Annotated in this window: 14 protein-coding genes and 3 pseudogenes; 13 read left to right on the forward strand and 4 right to left on the reverse strand. The window is 43.5% G+C overall.

Annotated features, from left to right (window positions below):
- The 8 genes and pseudogenes from FTV03_RS14245 to FTV03_RS14280 all read left to right on the forward strand — a co-directional run.
- The coding region (locus tag FTV03_RS14245; protein ID WP_180041888.1) for a zinc ribbon domain-containing protein at window positions 1–133 on the forward strand (133 nt) is incomplete at its 5' end.
- Between the two features lie 86 nt (window positions 134–219).
- Window positions 220–1,572 (forward strand): amino-acid N-acetyltransferase, encoded by a 1,353-nt coding sequence (gene argA / locus FTV03_RS14250; protein WP_180041890.1) that lies wholly within the window; start codon window positions 220–222, stop codon window positions 1,570–1,572.
- A gap of 338 nt (window positions 1,573–1,910) precedes the next feature.
- A pseudogene (locus FTV03_RS14255) lies at window positions 1,911–2,873 on the forward strand (sulfonate ABC transporter substrate-binding protein).
- 26 nt (window positions 2,874–2,899) lie between these two features.
- Window positions 2,900–3,889 carry an aliphatic sulfonate ABC transporter substrate-binding protein gene (locus FTV03_RS14260; RefSeq protein ID WP_180041892.1) on the forward strand — a complete coding sequence of 330 codons (990 nt, stop codon included), beginning with the start codon at window positions 2,900–2,902 and terminating at the stop codon, window positions 3,887–3,889.
- Window positions 3,890–3,922: 33 nt separating this feature from the next.
- Entirely contained in the window at window positions 3,923–5,098 is a 1,176-nt protein-coding gene (ssuD, locus tag FTV03_RS14265) for an FMNH2-dependent alkanesulfonate monooxygenase (protein WP_168379803.1), read from the forward strand.
- Window positions 5,098–5,913 (forward strand): aliphatic sulfonate ABC transporter permease SsuC, encoded by an 816-nt coding sequence (gene ssuC / locus FTV03_RS14270; protein ID WP_078190647.1) that lies wholly within the window; start codon window positions 5,098–5,100, stop codon window positions 5,911–5,913. Before ssuD ends, ssuC begins: the two co-directional genes overlap by 1 nt.
- Window positions 5,914–5,923: 10 nt before the next feature.
- On the forward strand, window positions 5,924–6,730 hold the full coding sequence (locus FTV03_RS14275; RefSeq protein ID WP_180041894.1) for an ABC transporter ATP-binding protein: 807 nt from the start codon (window positions 5,924–5,926) through the stop codon (window positions 6,728–6,730).
- A 347-nt stretch (window positions 6,731–7,077) separates the two neighbouring features.
- Window positions 7,078–7,698, forward strand: coding sequence for a TetR/AcrR family transcriptional regulator (locus FTV03_RS14280; RefSeq protein WP_078190649.1), 621 nt, complete (start codon window positions 7,078–7,080; stop codon window positions 7,696–7,698).
- Window positions 7,699–7,767: 69 nt separating this feature from the next.
- Here FTV03_RS14280 and FTV03_RS14285 read toward each other — a convergent pair whose 3' ends face one another.
- From FTV03_RS14285 to FTV03_RS14295, 3 genes and pseudogenes are all read right to left on the reverse strand, one after another.
- Entirely contained in the window at window positions 7,768–8,334 is a 567-nt protein-coding gene (locus FTV03_RS14285; protein WP_111886021.1) for a 5'-nucleosidase, read from the reverse strand.
- Window positions 8,335–8,451: 117 nt separating this feature from the next.
- Window positions 8,452–9,528, reverse strand: a complete 1,077-nt coding sequence (locus FTV03_RS14290) for an aromatic ring-hydroxylating dioxygenase subunit alpha (RefSeq protein WP_168379801.1) — start codon at window positions 9,526–9,528, stop codon at window positions 8,452–8,454.
- 259 nt (window positions 9,529–9,787) lie between these two features.
- Window positions 9,788–10,928: pseudogene (locus FTV03_RS14295) on the reverse strand (TDT family transporter).
- Between the two features lie 208 nt (window positions 10,929–11,136).
- Here FTV03_RS14295 and ribF point away from each other — a divergent pair.
- From ribF to FTV03_RS14320, 5 genes and pseudogenes are all read left to right on the forward strand, one after another.
- The gene (gene ribF / locus FTV03_RS14300) at window positions 11,137–12,138 is read left to right on the forward strand and encodes a riboflavin biosynthesis protein RibF (protein ID WP_180041896.1); all 1,002 of its coding nucleotides are present in this window, start codon (window positions 11,137–11,139) and stop codon (window positions 12,136–12,138) included.
- A gap of 63 nt (window positions 12,139–12,201) precedes the next feature.
- Complete coding sequence (gene ileS, locus FTV03_RS14305) at window positions 12,202–15,048, forward strand: isoleucine--tRNA ligase (protein WP_111886017.1); 2,847 nt, start codon at window positions 12,202–12,204, stop codon at window positions 15,046–15,048.
- Window positions 15,041–15,580, forward strand: a complete 540-nt coding sequence (gene lspA / locus FTV03_RS14310; protein ID WP_078190655.1) for a signal peptidase II — start codon at window positions 15,041–15,043, stop codon at window positions 15,578–15,580. The genes ileS and lspA overlap by 8 nt, the downstream gene beginning before the upstream one ends.
- Complete coding sequence (locus FTV03_RS14315) at window positions 15,573–16,055, forward strand: peptidylprolyl isomerase (protein ID WP_180041898.1); 483 nt, start codon at window positions 15,573–15,575, stop codon at window positions 16,053–16,055. Before lspA ends, FTV03_RS14315 begins: the two co-directional genes overlap by 8 nt.
- 145 nt (window positions 16,056–16,200) lie before the next feature.
- A pseudogene (locus FTV03_RS14320) lies at window positions 16,201–16,410 on the forward strand (NADPH-dependent FMN reductase); the annotation flags it as partial.
- Between the two features lie 18 nt (window positions 16,411–16,428).
- On the opposite strand, the gene FTV03_RS14325 reads toward FTV03_RS14320, so the two are convergent.
- A partial coding sequence (locus FTV03_RS14325) for a zinc ribbon domain-containing protein (RefSeq protein ID WP_179994364.1) occupies window positions 16,429–16,538 on the reverse strand: 110 nt, incomplete at its 5' end.

Raw genomic sequence — 16,538 nt, forward strand, 5'->3', positions numbered from 1 at the left:
TAAGACAGATCTTGGAATAAGAGAATGGGAGTGCATGAGCTGTGGTACAGCTCATGATCGAGATATAAACTCAGCTCTAAACATTCTTGCGCTTGGGCATAAGCGTCTAGCTGTAGGAATCACCCTCGTTTAAGGGGGTGAGGATGTCAAATTTGCTTTCCGCTGTCATATGTTTTTGTTTAGAATCATCCATACCAAAGCGAATAAACAGGCATAGGCATGCAAACGAATATCACTGAACCATCTTCCAGCACAACCTTACAGTATGTGCATTGGTTCCGTCATTCTGCACCCTATATTAATGCGCATCGCAACAAAACCTTTGTCATCATGTTTGATGGTGAAGCGCTGCAACATGAAAATTTTCAACACATTATTCACGATATTGCCTTATTACACTCGCTTGGTATTCGTCTAATTTTGGTGCATGGTGCCCGTCCGCAAATCAATCATAATTTACAAAGCAGCGGCATCCAGACACCGTTTCATCATCATCGTCGCATCACCACTCGCGAATCTTTACCTGCTGTGATGAATGCTGTTGGCTCCATTCGTCTGCAAATTGAAGCCCTCCTATCTATGGGTTTAGCCAACTCACCGATGTACGGCGCGCGTATTGATGTGGTCTCAGGTAATTTAGTCACGGCAAAACCGTATGGCATTCGTGATGGTATCGATTTTCAACTGTCTGGTGAAGTTCGTTCCGTCGATATCGACGCAATTCAACGTCATTTAGAGAGCCAAAACATTGTGGTGCTTGGGCCGACAGGTTATTCCACTACAGGAGAAGTGTTTAATTTATTGGCTGAAGAAGTTGCGACCAAAACCGCGATCAGTTTAGAAGCGGATAAGTTGATTTTCTTGGGCAAACAACACGGTTTGCACAATGAACATGGGCAGCTACAACGCGAAATTACACCTCATCAACTTGATCAGCATATTTTGCAATATCAAGATTCTAATCCTGATATTGCCCTGCATTTAAGCGTTGCTAAAGATGCCTCGTTACAAGGCGTACACCGTGTTCATCTTATTTCATATGCCTATGATGGCGCATTGATCGAAGAATTGTTCACACGTGACGGTTCTGGCACCATGATCACCGATGCGCATTATGAAGAAGTGCGTACTGCCGATATTCAAGATGTTGGTGGCTTAATCAATCTCTTACGCCCTCTCGAACAAGAAGGTATCTTGGTTTATCGCTCACGCGAGCGTTTAGAAAATGAAATTGGACAATTTGCAGTGATTGAACGTGACGGTACGATTTTGGCCTGTGCTGCGTTGTACCCGATTCCTGTCACAGGGGATGAAAAACGCTCTGCTGAAATCGCGTGTGTGGCTGTGCATCCGGGGTATCGAAAATCAAATCGCGGTAGCCAAATTTTGCATTATTTAGAAGAAAAAGCGCGAGATATAGGTATTGAACAATTGTTTATTTTGACCACACGAACAGCGCATTGGTTCCTTGAACAAGGTTTTGAACAAGTCAGTGTCGATGACTTACCGAATGCCCGTCAGGCCTTATATAACTATCAAAGAAACTCATTGGTTTGTAAAAAGTCACTTTAAAGTGGCTTTTTCTATGCGCTGAATAGCATTATTTTGCATAAGGTTATGCCGAATCCTTTGTCTAGGCTCTCAAATCACTATGCAAGCCACAGAATAACGATATCTATCATTTAAATAAATACAATAAATGAATAATTTTCAATAACTTAAAATAATACTTTGACACATTATATGTTTTTCTAAAATCATAATTTTTCATAAGTTTTGCTGATATTTATTTATCTTTTTTCCTGATTTTAAATTTAAGTTTTCTTATTTTTTTCGAAAAAGAAAACTCTTTAGCTTATGTGTTCATAAATCAACAGTTCTGCACATTTAGACCTTTATAGGAGCAACACATGCGTACGCACAAAGCAAAACTTTGGACAAAAACACTTGTACTGTCTACAGCGGTTGTGGGTGCCATGATGATGTCGGGCTGTGGCAAAAAAGAGGCTGAAGAAAATGTCACCTTAAATATCGGCTTCCAAAAATATGGCTTATTGCCAATTTTAAAAGAACGCGGAACCTTAGAAACAGCCTTAAAAAGCCAAGGTGTAAATATCAAATGGGTCGAATTTCCTGCGGGTCCACAGCTGCTTGAAGGCCTCAATGTGGGCAGCGTGTCATTTGGTGAAGTCGGTGAAGCACCGCCTATCTTTGCTCAAGCCGCTCAAACTGATTTGGTTTACATTGCCAACCAACCTGCTGTTCCAAAAGCTGAAGCGTTAATTGTGCAAAAAGATTCGGCTATTCACAGTATTCAGGACTTAAAAGGTAAACGTGTGGTCTTAAACAAAGGCTCAAACGTGCATTACCTGTTACTCAAGCTATTGGAAGCCAATCAGCTTAAATTTAGCGACATCAATGTCGTGTATTTACCGCCTGCCGATGCACGTGCTGCTTTTGAAAAAGGTGCAGTCGATGCATGGGTAATTTGGGACCCGTTCCTTTCTGCTGCTGAGCATCAACTTAATGCTCGCACCATTGCCAATGGCGAAAACTTGGTGAAGAACTACCAGTTCTATTTGGCCGATCGTAAATTTGCTCAGGAAAATCCAAAAGTCCTGCAAGCTGTGGTGAATGAGTTGAATTTGACCACGCAATGGGTCTCAAAAAATCAAGATGAAGCGGCCAAGTTACTCGAAGGCAAAACAGGCTTAGGTCTAGATGTGCTTAAAACATCTATTTCACGCTTAGGCAATTAAGTGACACCGATTACTGCACAAGTGGCGCAGGAGCAGCAGCAAGTCGCTGATGCGTTTTATAACGAAAAATTAATTCCAAATAAATTAAATATTGAGTCGGCCATTATCAAATAAGCCGACCACAGCATAAGGGCGATTCCATGCGTATTCTAAGAACATTTTCCATACTGACTTTAGCCACTTTTGGCTTTGGACTCAGTGCCTGCCAAAAACAAGAAACAGCACAGCAGGATCGTGAAAAACCAGCTGAAACAGCCGTAAAAACCTTGGTTATCGGTTTTCAAAAATCAGCCTTAAATTTGCTGGTTGCCCGTGAACAAAAGCTCTTTGAACAACAATTTCCCGGCGCTCACATTGAGTGGAAGGAGTTCCCTGCTGGCCCACAAATGTTAGAAGCCCTTGCGGTCGGTGCGGTGGATTATGGCTATGTCGGCAACACCCCGCCTATTTTTGCCCAAGCTGCCAATAAAGACCTGAATTATATTGGCTATGAAGTGGTGCCTGAACAGTCGCTTGCTGTCGTGATTCCTGCGGATAGCTCAATCAAGACCATTCAAGAATTACGTGGCAAACGTGTTGCTGTGCAAAAAGGCTCGAGTGCGCATGAGTTATTAGCCAAAACTTTAGAAAAAGCCGGTTTGACTTGGAGCGATATCCAACCAATTTGGATTCCACCAGCAGATGCACGGGCCGCATTTGATAAAAAATCAATTGATGCATGGGCCATTTGGGACCCGTTTTTATCTGCAGCGGAGTTGGATGCTCAGGCTAAAGTGCTGATTCAATCCGGTGATTTTCCAAAGACCTATTCATTTTATGTGGCAAATCCAAAAGTCGTTCAAGCACACCCTGATGCCCCAGCTAAATTTTTGAAGGCCCTAGACGCTTCCGATCAGTGGATTGTGAAGAACCAAAATGTGGCTTTAGAGATTTATCAAAACAGCACAGGGCTGCAAAAGAACATTGCTGCGCAAGCCTTTTCTCGCCGATCTAAACCCTCTCCTGTGCGCCCGCTGACACCTGAGGTCATACAAGCACAGCAAAATATTGCGGACTTATTCAAACAAGTCCAACTGATTCCAAACAACATTCAAGTCCAAAAGCAAGTTTGGACACCTTCATCACATTGATACCCGAGCCATCAAAAATACAAGGAACTGAACATGAAAATTTTCTGGTTTATCCCTACCCACGGTGACAGTCGCTACTTAGGAACAAGTAAAGGTGCACGCCAAGTCGATCATGCCTACATGAAGCAAATTGCAGTAGCGGTGGATAATCTTGGCTATGAAGGCGTTCTGATTCCGACAGGTCGTTCATGTGAAGATCCATGGCTTACAGCTGCAAGTTTGATCGATGCCACTAAAAATTTAAAATTTCTAGTCGCGCTACGTCCAGGGGTGACAACGCCTGCACTGACTGCACGTATGGCTGCAACATTTGACCGTTTATCTGGCGGTCGTATCTTACTGAATTTAGTTACAGGCGGTGATGAGCAAGAACTCAAGGGGGATGGTGTCTATGAAGATCATGCGACGCGTTACCAAACTGCCGCGGAATACACCACCATTTGGCGTGAAATTTTAACCCGTTCACATACTGGTGAAAGCTATACCTTCCATGGCGAACGCCTGAGTGTGGACGACGCCAAATTACTCTATCCACCAGTACAAAAACCATATCCACCGCTGTGGTTTGGCGGTTCTTCGGAGGCTGCTGTTGAATTAGCGACAGATCAAGTTGACACCTATTTGACTTGGGGTGAGCCACCTGCTGCGGTAAAAGAAAAAATTGCAGTAGTGCGTGAAAAAGCCAAAGCCAAAGGGCGTGAACTGAATTATGGCATTCGTTTGCATGTCATTGTACGCGAAACCAATGAAGAGGCATGGAAAGCAGCTGAAGAGCTAATCCAATATGTCGACGATGCCACCATTGCAGCCGCACAAGCCAAGTTCAAAACCATGGACTCTGTAGGGCAACGCCGTATGGCTGAACTGCACAATGGCGACCGTAGCAAATTAGAAGTATCGCCAAACTTATGGGCAGGTGTTGGATTGGTTCGTGGTGGTGCAGGTACGGCACTCGTTGGTGATCCTGAAACCGTCGCCGCACGTATCCAAGAATATGCCGATCTCGGGATTAGCACCTTTATTTTCTCTGGTTACCCACACCTAGAAGAGTCTATCCGTTTTGCAGAATTGGTGTTCCCACTACTGCCATTGGAAACACGTCAAAAATTGGTTCAACCTAACCTAACCGGCCCATTTGGTGAGATTGTCGCGAACAACTACACCCCAGATGAAAATAAAAAAGCTGAAAAGATTCAGGAGCCGGCCTAATGTCCAAAACTGTTTCTGTTGAAACCTTCAAAGCACCGAAGGTTTCACGTGGAACACAACTCGGGCAGCGTTTGCTGCCTTGGTTGTTTCCTATTGCATTAATTATTGTATGGCAAATTGCCTCAGTTACAGGGCTATTAGAAAGTCGTATTTTGCCTGCGCCAAGTGCGGTGGTGGTGGCCTTTTGGAACTTACTGATCAGTGGTGAACTGTGGAAGCATGTTCAAATCAGTGCGGGTCGGGCCTTGGTGGGACTTCTAGTCGGCGGTGGTTTAGGTCTTTTTTTAGGGCTGCTAAATGGTTCATCCAAAACAGCATCGACGCTACTCGACACCACGCTGCAAATGATCCGTAACATTCCTGCTCTTGCCCTGATTCCCTTGGTGATTTTATGGTTTGGGATCGATGAATCGGCCAAGCTGTTTTTAGTCGCTATTGGCGTATTCTTTCCCATTTATATCAACACCTATCATGGTATTCGTTCTGTAGACCCTCAACTGATTGAAATGGGCAAAAGCTACGGTTTGAGTGGCTGGCAACTGTATAAAGAAATCATTCTACCGGGGGCGATGCCGTCTATTTTGGTTGGTCTGCGTTTTTCACTCGGGCTCGTTTGGGTTCTGTTGATTGTGGCAGAAACCATTTCTGCACAAGCCGGCATCGGTTATATGACCATGAACGCACGTGAATTTCTGCAAACCGACATCGTCTTGGTCGGGATTTTATTGTATGCCCTACTCGGTAAATTGGCCGATGTACTGGCTGTTGCCTTAGAAAAATATTTACTCCGTTGGCACTCGGGTTACCAAAAATAAGGAGCATGTGATGACCGATTTAAGCATAAGCCGTCATGCAGACGACTCAACCCAACCTCAGCGTTCTTCTGTCGAGGATATCAATCCCCATGCGGTGTTGGGCGCAGAGATCCTGATTGAACAACTACACAAATTTTATGGCGATGTTAAAGTCCTTAAAGACCTTGACCTACATATTCAACCCGGTGAATTCTTAGCAATTGTCGGTCGTAGTGGCTGTGGTAAAAGTACCCTGCTTCGCCTCATCGCCGACTTAGAAAAACCGAGTTATGGCGAAATTAAATTTAAGTCTGCACGTCATATTCGTGAAGGCATCACCAGTGATGATATTCGTGTGATGTTCCAAGACCCTCGCCTCCTGCCTTGGCGTAGCATTGAGAAAAATGTACAACTTGGTTTAAGCAAAGACCAACACGCCAATGCTACAGCACTCCTCGAAAAAGTCGGTTTAAAAGACAAAGCAGGGCTTTGGCCAACACAGCTGTCAGGGGGGCAACGTCAACGTACTGCACTGGCACGTGCTTTGTCACATAAACCACGCATTTTGCTGCTAGATGAACCACTGGGTGCGCTCGATGCCTTAACACGTTTAGATATGCAGAATTTGATTGAAAAACTTTGGACTGAACAGGGTTTTACCGCAATTTTGGTCACACATGATGTAAGTGAAGCCGTGCAGTTAGCAGACCGAATTATCTTGCTAGATAAAGGCCATATTGCCAAAGAATTTCGTGTCGATTTGGCCCGTCCACGAAAAAAAGGCATTGAATTTACTGAACTTGAACAACAAGTCTTACAAGCTGTCTTGGCCACTTAAGCTGTACTTGTGCAGGAAATCATCACTTAAACCGTGTGACTTCCTGTCCTGTTCAAGAGCAATATCGCAACAAAACCATGTTTTGCATTGAGGGGAGATTTATCGCCTGTTGACAAATACATCACAAAAATTACGACAAATCATATAAATCCATGACTAAAAATAATGATTTATTTAAATTTCACCCTAAAATGATTATTTGAAATATTATGGCATTCGTCGTATTTATTTGACCGTTGAATAGAATAAACTGCCAAAATTCATAAAATTAAAAACGATGATTGTGCACAAATCTGTTGATTTGCCGTACAATTCAATATTCCCTTTTCATTTTCTTAAAAGAGCTAATGGAACAAAAAAAGAGTACCCAGAAACGCCACCAGTTGCTTAATGCAGCACTGGATGTCTTTTCCCTGTATGGCTTCAATGGCGCCAGCTTGGATGAGATCGCACAGATTGCAGAAATGCATAAATCGAATATTTTCTATTACTATGAAAATAAAGAAGCGCTTTATGTTGAAGTTCTGACAACGGTTCTACAAAAGTGGCTTGCTCCGCTACAAATGTTGGAAGCAGACCTTGAGCCTGAAGAAGCGATCACCAATTATCTATTGCAGAAAATTGAAGTATCTCGTACGCAACCGAAAGCCTCACGTTTGTTCGCACTTGAAGTCATTCAGGGCGCACCACACATTCTTGAAATTTTAAAAGGCCCACTAAAAAAATTAGTTAAACGCAAAGCCAAAGTCATCAGCAACTGGCAAGAGCAAGGTAAAATTTCAAAAGATATTGATCCAGAACTTTTAATTCTGAACATTTGGGCAATTACGCAAAACTATGCTGACTTTGCAACCCAAATGGAAATGGTCACTGGAAAAACCTTACGTAATCGCAGTATGCAACAACGGATTATTCAACATACCGTTCATATGATGCTTTACGGTGTAATTCCACGCCCAGAAAAGTAAATTGAATTGGGTCGAATTGGCATACGACCATAGCATTCTATGGTCGCCGACCGAAATTAGCTAAATGCCTTATTTGACTGTTTGATATAATTTCAATAATTTCTTTGCGCCGAATAATAAATTTTCTTCCCAATCCAGATGCGCTGTGTCATTCGCACCATCGGTAATATATTTTACCGATACAAAGCGAACACCCAGTTTTTTACATACTTTAGCGATTGCGTAGCCTTCCATATCGACAAGATTACACGGTACTTTCGGCAGCCCAGTTTCAAAGCTGTCGCCTGTACCACAAATTCCTTTAGGCAAATGGCTAAACATGCTCTCTGGCTGAATTTCAGCAGGATGATCGGTATCCATCGGCGTCACCCCCACATCAAAACCCAAAGGCGATACATCCATATCCCGTTGTACAAATTGAGCTACTTCAACCAAAGCATGTGCATCAAAATGTGAACTTCCCGCAGTGCCCAAATTCAGCAAAGTATGACATCCGGTTTTTTGAATCACATCAAAGGCTTTAAATGCGGCATTGACTTTACCAATACCACTGTAATGTACTTCAATGCCTGCGGCTTCAAACAAGCCTTTAGATTCACTCGGCAGTGCCATAATTAAAGCGATTTGCTGACGCATAGCGGTCTCCTCAAATTGATGCCTTCATATAGCATACATTTGCACGTGCGCAGAAAAAATCATCTTCAAAAATCACATTGCTCAGAAAATAAATTCCTCACACAGATTTGAATGCTATCAAATTTGAAATTGCATCGGCCGCTTGCCAATAAAAGATGGTGCCAATTGTTGGTCATGACGTAAGGCATCTAAAATCTTTTCTAAGGCAATATGAGCCATATCCCCTCTCACACTATGCGAATGGGTCATCGGCATATGCTCGATGCCAGCTCTTCGCGCTGACAAAATTTTAATGTCTTGTTTGTTGACCACCCAAGTATAGGCATTCACAGCCGGCATCAATGCCTTAGACAACAATTTTGGAATCGGAAATTTATAACTGACACAGGTATAAACCCGTGACTCATACGGCCCCACAGGGCTAATCAGACTATTAAACACCATGCCCGATGGCTCTCCCCAATGGTATTCCACCAAGGTAATATTCGGCGCGATAAAACTGTCGCGGTGGACCTGTTCAGCACCATGCGGATTGGTCAGCCATGGCATCATGCCGACATCTGCATCATGGTCATGATAGTCAACGACTACTTTGCGCGGCCCGACATCTATGGTGGCATCCACGGCTTTTCCCGACTCTGAACGAAACCAGCCTTCATGGACAAATATGGTATGGGTTACATCCATTATATTCTGTGCAACAGCGCCCATCTCGCCATCATAACTGCCGACCATGTAATAGCTGACCCAGCCGGCTTGATCATAAAACGGTAATTTAAATATTTCCGGGCGTTCCTGTTTGGGCTTTTCACCGAGATAAATCCATACCACCCCATCTTGCTCACATACATCAAAACTACGCTGTTTAAAGGGATGCGGTTTTTCTGGAAAAAATTGTCCATTGACACTAGGAATATGCGCCACATGCCCATCGCCCTGATACGACCAACCATGATATGGACATGTCACGCAGCCATCGGTCATTTTACCCTTAGACAAAGGTACACCACGATGCACACATTGATCGAGCAATGCAGCGGCTGTTCCATCTTTTTGTCGGAACAGAACAAATTTTTTACCATACAGGGTGGCTGAAAAAGGCTGATCTTTTTTGAGTTCTTTAGAGGTACAAGCGACGTACCATTCTTCTAATAATCCTTTGGCATCATCCCAAAAACTGGTTTGATTACACATAATTCGATCCTTATTTTTATCTTTTTTGTTTTAATCCATAATCCTTACTCTAGCACCTACACTACAAGCAAGTTTATATCTCGAAACCTGTTGATCTCTTGAAAATACGCGCAAATTTTATACATGAATGTTTTGCTTGGATAGCAAAATAACGTAACTGCATCACACGCTTGCAGAAGCTCTATATTTGTTTGCTGAAATCCGTCAAAGCCAACGCGCTATATTTTTCTTCAACGGATTTACATTCACCCGACATAATTTAAGATGTGCTCTGAGCATCACAATACGCTTTTAAACACGGAGAAAAAAATAAGCTGCCACGATAAAACCCTTGTATAGTTTTCAGCATCACCAATAACCAAAGCGTACAGAGCAAAACTGCAAAAAAGGTGCCGCACTGTTGGATAGCATTTAATTGCGTATGTTCCGCCAAATTGATGACCGCCAAACTAAAAACGCCGAATGGAAATGTCATCGCCCACCACCCGAGATTAAAGGGTAAATCTCGTAAATGTTTTAGCGTGATGAGTATAGCGATTCCAAACCACCATACACCAAATCCGAGCAGAACAAGGGCTGCGAACACGCCGCCTTGAAGCAACACCTGTCCTAAATCTGCCAAGTCTACTGCTGTCAAAATACGTGGGGCTTGCTCGCCCAAAAGTAACAGCGCTAAAGCCCCTGTCCCAATCGGTCCTAAGGCCAACCAACTGCTGATCGCCATTTCCTTACTTGGCAATTGATGTAAAGCCAGACGCAGCAACAAGATGCTTAAGATGGCAAATGCAGGAAATACTGAGATCCCCCAAAGCAGATAACTCCCCAGCAAAATATGGACAGAATGGGCCTGTGCAGGTAAATGCGCCAACAATAAACCGCCTGAACTGGCAACCACCTCGCAAGCCACTATCGGCAATAACCATACTGCGGTCATGCCTTGCAGCGCATGTTGCTGACGACTAAACATCAGAAATGGAACACACCATGCAATCGCTATTGACATCAACACATCGACATACCATAAATATTCAGCCCATGTGATGATGCTCATGCCCAAAAACTCTGTGTATAGCGTGGTGCCAAATTTCAATGCGCCATTGATCAGGGGTGCCAGTGCCATGGGGATCGCCCCAAGAAATAAACTCATCACTGGATGCTGGAAAATCTGCTTGTGGGTACAATATCCATCGGCTGAGATACATCCCACTAAACAATATGAACAACACGATGCTGATCTGCCACAGCGCTGCTCCGAAGGACCACATCCACTGCGGCGCCACCGCTATAGATGGTAAAATGAGGGCCACCACACCTGTGCCCATCACCACCGTAAACCAGTTTGGGGTGAAATGACGAATCAAGTCTTGTTTATGCTGGAGTTGATAAAATGGCATTTTCATCGCATGATGCTCATCAAAATGGAATGTCTATAGTTTAAGCACACCATTAAACAAGAAAAATTGATTAATATTTATTTTTATAATTTATTTTATTGATAGTAAATTCATCTCTGCATAAAAAAACTTGAGTAAAAACACAACAACAAGACGAACGCAGAAGATTATGGCAATATATAGCCCTCAAACATTTTCAACAATTGATTCGCCCATGAAGCTGCTCCGTCTGAATGCTTTAGCGCCCCACTTAGAACTCCCCAAAACTGCCGTGACCATTGGCAATTTTGATGGTGTACATTTGGGTCATCAAGCGATGGTCAGCCAGCTCAAAGACATAGCACAGCAACAAAACTTAAAAACAGCTGTGATGATTTTTGAGCCACAACCGCTTGAATTCTTTAAAGCTTATGATGCACCGCCTCGAATCAGTTCACTACGTGAAAAAGTCGAATATTTAACTGAACTAGGCGTCGACTATATTGTGGTGGCGAAATTTGACAATGCCTTTCGTAATCTCAGCGCTGAAGAATTTGCCGATATTTTAAAAAATAAGCTTAATACACAAAGTTTAGTTTTGGGCGAAGATCACCACTTTGGCAAAAACCGTCAAGGCAATAGCGAATTTTTACGCCAATACGGCTTCCAAGTCACAGCACTGCAAAATGTGGAAGTCGATGGCGAACGTGTCAGTTCAACACTGGTTCGTCAGACATTACAAGCAGGCGACCTTGCCCATGCCGCAAAACTTTTAGGTCGTCCATATAGCATCACAGGTCGTGTGCAGTATGGCGATCAAATCGGTCGCACGATTAATTTTCCTACCATTAATGTGCGTTTAAACCGTCATAAACCTTGTTTAAATGGCATTTATGCAGTCGATGTCATTTGTGAAACCGAATCTTTAACAGATAAAGTAAAAAGCGAAAATGCTGAAAAATTAGGGGTTGCAGGTTATGCACCCTCTGCCCTGTTTGGTGCAGGGCATGTTGGTACGCGTCCCGCGATTAAACAGGAACATCCTGAATGGCGATTAGAAGTACATTTTCCTGATGTTTCTGCTAATCTGTATGGCCTGTTAATGCGGGTGACGTTCTTGAACTTTTTACATGGCGAAAAGGACTACCCTTCGCTTGAAGCACTGAAAGCGGGAATTGATGATGACGTCGAAAAGCTCCTTGAGTTTCGAGGTCAGCACCCTCATTTCCCCTTTTAAACCCCGATTATTTATTGTAAAACGCGTCAGTCAACGGGCTGATAAATTTGGAAGACAACTTGCATGAGCGATAAGCAAACTCCTGAAAATGCAGTGGATTATAAAGCCACGCTAAACCTCCCAGGTACTGAATTTGCGATGAAAGCAAATCTCGCAGTACGTGAAGCGAAATGGTTAGAAGAGTGGTATGCCGACAACATTTATCAGCAGATTCGTGCATCGCGTATTGGCAAGAAAAAATATGTGCTTCATGATGGCCCTCCATACGCAAATGGCCAAATTCACTTAGGCCATGCGGTGAATAAAGTCCTGAAAGACATCATCATCAAAAGCCGTGTAATGGACGGTTTTGACGCACCGTATGTACCAGGCTGGGACTGTCACGGTCTTCCAATCGAACTGAAAGTTGAAGAAAAAGTCGGTAAAGTCGGCGTAAAAGTAGATGCCTCAACTTTCCGTAAAGCCTGCCGTGAATATGCCTACACCCAAGTCGAATTACAGAAAAAAGACTTCGTGCGTATGGGTGTATTTGGTGATTGGGACAATCCTTACCTCACCATGAACTTCAAACAAGAAGCAGACATCGTTCGTTCGCTCGGTGAAATTGCCAAAGCAGGCCATATTGAGCCGGGTCTTAAACCAGTCAACTGGTGTTTAGACTGTGGTTCCGCCTTAGCTGAAGCTGAAGTGGAATACGAAGACAAAAAATCAGATGCGATTGACGTGGGTTTTAGCGTTGTTGATTTAGCTGATTTATCTGCACGCCTAGGTGTTACAGTTAGCGATTCTACAGATATCGTAATCTGGACAACCACGCCTTGGACTATGCCTGCCAACCAAGCGGTTGCTCTACATGCTGAGCTTGAATACCAATTGGTGAAAGCAACTGGCGAAGACAAAGCAGCGCAAAACTTCATCCTTGCAAAATCATTGGTTGAATCTGCAACGCAGCGTTATGGCTTTAACGCAGTTGAAGTGATTGCTGAGTTTGCTGGTGCAAAACTTGAAAACCTAGTACTACAACATCCGTTAATTGCTGAACGCCAAGTACCAGTAATCTTAGGTGAGCATGTCACAGACGGCAGTGGTACAGGTGCTGTACATACCGCGCCAGGCCATGGTGTGGACGACTATAAAGTTGGCTTACAGTACAACCTAAAAGTCGACAATCCAGTTGGCGGCAACGGTGTGTATTTACCGACTGCACCAATTTTTGCAGGCGAGCACATCTACAAAGCTAATCCAAAAATCATTGCTGCTTTAACTGAAGCAGGCAAACTTTGGGCACATGTGGTGATCAAACATAGCTATCCACATTGCTGGCGCCATAAAACACCGATTATCTTCCGTGCAACACCGCAATGGTTCATCAGCATGGATGCAAAAGGTTTACGCCAAGGTGCATTGAACGCGATTGAAAATGACATCAGCTTCGTACCGGATTGGGGTAAAAACCGTATCCAATCGATGATTGAAGGTCGTCCAGACTGGTGTATTTCACGTCAACGTACATGGGGCGTGCCAATTCCATTCTTCGTGCATAAAGATACTAACGAACTTCACCCGCGTACACCTGAGCTGATCGAAGAAGTGGCGAAGCTGATTGAACAAGAAGGTATTGACGGTTGGTATAACCGTGATGCGTCTGAGTTTATCGGTGCAGATGCAGAGCAGTACAATGCGGTTCGCGATACGCTAGACGTTTGGTTTGACTCTGGAACAACACACTTTGCAGTGCTTCGTGAACGTGAAGAATTGCAAGACCCTGCTGACTTGTACCTTGAAGGTTCTGACCAACATCGTGGCTGGTTCCAATCTTCATTGTTGACGTCTATGGCAATTAACAACCGTGCACCGTACAAAGGCTTATTGACTCACGGCTTCGTTGTGGATGAGAAAGGCCGCAAAATGTCGAAGTCGATCGGTAACGTGATCACTCCACAAGACATCATCAAAGACATGGGTGCAGATGGTCTACGTTTCTGGATCGCGTCTGCAGACTACCGTTATGAAATGACTGCGGGTAAAGAAATCTTTAGCCGTGCATCAGATGGTTACCGCCGTATCCGTAACACGTTGCGTTTCTTGTTGGCCAACTTAAATGGCTTCAAACCATCGACGGATGCTTTGCCTGTTGATCAATTGATCGCGCTTGATCAATACATCTTGCAACGTGCGGCGGAAGTACAAAAAACCATTCAACAAGCCTATGAAGATATGAACTTCCATATCGTGACCAGCGCATTGACCAACTTCTGTATTAATGACTTGGGTGGTTTCTACCTCGACATCATCAAAGACCGTCAGTACACCACCAAAGCAGACTCAGCAGCGCGTCATTCTGCACAAACGGCGTTGTATCACTTGGTTCAAGCCTTTGTCCGTTGGATGTCTCCTATCTTGAGCTTTACCGCACAAGAAGCTTGGCCGTTGATTCCAGAGCAATCTGAGAAATATGTATTTACTGCGGAGTGGTATGACATTCCTGTAGCCTCTACAGCGAATCTGGTGACTGAAGCTGAATGGCAAACCTTGATCACCGTCAAATCTGCAGTAAACAAGTTTATTGAAGCTGCACGTACTGCAAAAACTGTGGGTTCAAACTTGTCTGCCAAAGTTGAACTTTGGGCCAATGCTGAACTGAAAGCTGTTTTAGACAAATTCGGTGAAGAACTGCGTTTTGTCCTCATCACCTCTCAAGTGATTGTTAATGAATTTGACGCAGCACAAGGCGAAGCCTCTGACCTTGACGGTTTAAATGTCAAAGTCTCTGCTGCTGACGGTGAAAAATGTGCACGCTGCTGGCATGTACTGCCAGATGTGAATACACATCACGAACATCCAGGTCTTTGTTCTCGTTGTATTATTAACCTTCCTACAGGTCAAGGCGAAGAGAGAAAATATGCCTAATCCACAAGAAAAAAAGGGCTTCTTTCAATTCTACCCACACAATTTAGTGTGGGTGGGCTTATCCATTGTTGCCATTATTTTGGATCAATGGACCAAATGGATTGCAAGTACACATCTGAACTACGCAGATCCTGTACCTGTCATGCCCTTTTTAAATTGGACATTACTACATAACTATGGCGCTGCCTTTAGTTTCTTGTCCGATGCCGGTGGATGGCAACGTTATTTCTTTACTTCACTCGCAGGACTTGTGTCTGTCATTTTTGTATTTTGGCTCATGCGTATGCCAAAAAACGTGAAAGTCCTTCCGATTGCCATTGCCCTGATTTTAGGAGGCGCAATCGGTAACTTAATTGACCGTGTATCTTTAGGTTATGTGGTGGATTTCATTCACGTGTATTACAACAACAGCCACTTTCCTGCATTTAATATTGCAGACAGTGCCATTACTTTAGGCACGATTCTGCTTCTTATCGATACGTTTTTCTTAGAAAAACACCGAATTCAACGTGCGGAAGCGCAAAATGACTGATTTTATCAATCCTAACGAGGAAACTCGTATTGAAGAAGGCTCTAAAGTAGACCTTCACTTTTCTGTTGCTATTGAAAATGGCGTAGAAATTGACAATACCCGTAGCCGTGCTGAACCTGTCAGCCTTGTCATGGGTGATGGCAGCTTATTACCGGGTTTTGAGAAAGCTTTATTCGGTTTACGTGCAGGTGACCGCCGTACCGTAAGCCTTCCTCCTGAAGATGCTTTTGGTCCATGGAACCCAGAAAACGTACAAAAATTTGATACCGTCAAATTTGAGCAGCGTCCTGTTGAAGGCCATATGATTGAGTTTGAAGATAAAGCCAAACAAAGTCTGTATGGAGTAATCAAAACTGTAGGTGAAGACATTACCGAAGTGGATTTCAACCACCCTCTAGCTGGTAAAAATATCACCTTTGAAGTTGAAATTTTCAAAGTGACCCCTACCGGTCAACAAGGCGTGAAACTGATCTAAGTTTCAGCAAATAAAAAGCTCCTTCGGGAGCTTTTTTTATCACTATTTTTATAACTATCAATCGACTCGATACATTTTCTGTATATGCAACAGATCGAATTCATATTAATTTAATGCAAGACTTTAAAACAAGACGGGAAATACGATGAAACTTCATATTATTGTCGGCAGTGTCCGCGAAGGCCGTACGGCAATTAAGATTGCAAACTGGCTACTTTCAGAAATCGAAAGCTATGACTACAGTACCGTAGAAACTGAAATTGTCGATTTAAAAGAATGGGATCTGCCTATTTTTGCAGGCGCACATCCACCATTAACCGGGATTTATGACCAACCCAAACAACAAGCATGGGCAGTTGACATCCTCACCCCCTTAAAAGAGGGTGATTCCTACAGCTAGACGCTTATGCCCAAGCGCAAGAATGTTTAGAGCTGAGTTTATATCTCGATCATGAGCTGTACCACAGCTCATGCACTCCCATT

Origin of the sequence: Acinetobacter sp. YH12218, assembly GCF_013417925.1 — a bacterium.
GTDB lineage: Bacteria > Pseudomonadota > Gammaproteobacteria > Pseudomonadales > Moraxellaceae > Acinetobacter > Acinetobacter amyesii.